The sequence below is a fragment of the Clostridium sp. 1001270J_160509_D11 genome (genome assembly GCF_015667935.1).
Classification (GTDB): Bacteria; Bacillota; Clostridia; order Peptostreptococcales; family Peptostreptococcaceae; genus Intestinibacter.
Window position 1 is genome coordinate 1 of the sequence record NZ_JADPET010000274.1, and the last position, 1,056, is coordinate 1,056.

A 1,056-nucleotide genomic window follows, 5' to 3' on the forward strand; every position below is an offset into this window, starting at 1 on the left:
AAATATAATAAAGAATATATAAGAGATATATAAAGAAACTTTGTATATCTTATTTTGTTGTGTACATATTAAATCCATGTGTTAAGGTTAAATATAGAAAACTATGTTAGGATAGAATTAACATAAGAGGGTAAGTAACATAATTACTTTAAATAAATTATTAAAGTTGATGATTATAAGCAAATTTAATAATAAAATAGGAGTTAAGTAAATCATGATAAAACAAAAATTTATGGAACCAGTTATGAAGGCATTAGTTAATAATAATGTCATAGACATAATTGAAGATAACATGATGCCTTTCAAAAAACTAATGGCATACTACAATTGTGCCATTATGCAGGTGGAAACAAAGTTCAATGTATTAAATCAAGAGTTTTCACTTGAATACGATAGAAACCCAATAGAAACAATAAAGACAAGATTGAAATCACCAGAAAGTATAGTAAAAAAGTTAACTAGACGAAATTTATCTCTTACAACAAGATCAATAACAGAAAATCTAAGTGATGTTGCAGGAGTTAGAGTAATATGCTCTTTTACAGAGGATATATACTTATTAGCAGATTGTCTTTTGCAACAAGACGACGTTAAATTAATTGAGGTTAAAGATTACATAAAAAATCCCAAGCCAAATGGATATAGAAGTTTGCATCTAATAATAGAAGTTCCAATATATCTAAAAGATGAAAAGAAAAATATGAGAGTAGAGGTACAACTTAGAACTATTGCTATGGATTTTTGGGCAAGTTTGGATCATAAACTAAGCTACAACAAAGAAATACCAGATGGAGAAGCTAATATATTAAAACGAGAGCTTTTGGAATGTGCACAAGCAAGTTCAGAATTAGATAGACGTATGGAAGATATAAAAAATAGAATTGTAAATAAGTAAAATACAACTTATTAAATATCAAAAAGGCGAGAAATACTCGTCTTTTTTAGTTAAAAGGAAAGTAAATCTATTTAAAAATAGGAGAACTTTTGGATTTGAAAAAGACAACACAATATATTGTGTAGACTTTGAGATGAATGATAGTGATACAACTTTCAACG

The 1,056-nt window shown here is 27.0% G+C and carries 1 protein-coding gene; it reads left to right on the forward strand.

Annotated elements, in window-relative coordinates:
* Positions 1 to 214 precede the first annotated feature (214 nt).
* Positions 215 to 895, forward strand: a complete 681-nt coding sequence (locus tag I4U58_RS13915; RefSeq protein ID WP_195931918.1) for a GTP pyrophosphokinase family protein — start codon at positions 215 to 217, stop codon at positions 893 to 895.
* Positions 896 to 1,056 lie beyond the last annotated feature (161 nt).

Bases quoted from the DNA above. Each gene is read 5' to 3' on its own strand.
- I4U58_RS13915 (WP_195931918.1), top strand. From the start codon at position 215: ATGATAAAACAAAAATTTATGGAACCAGTTATGAAGGCATTAGTTAAT.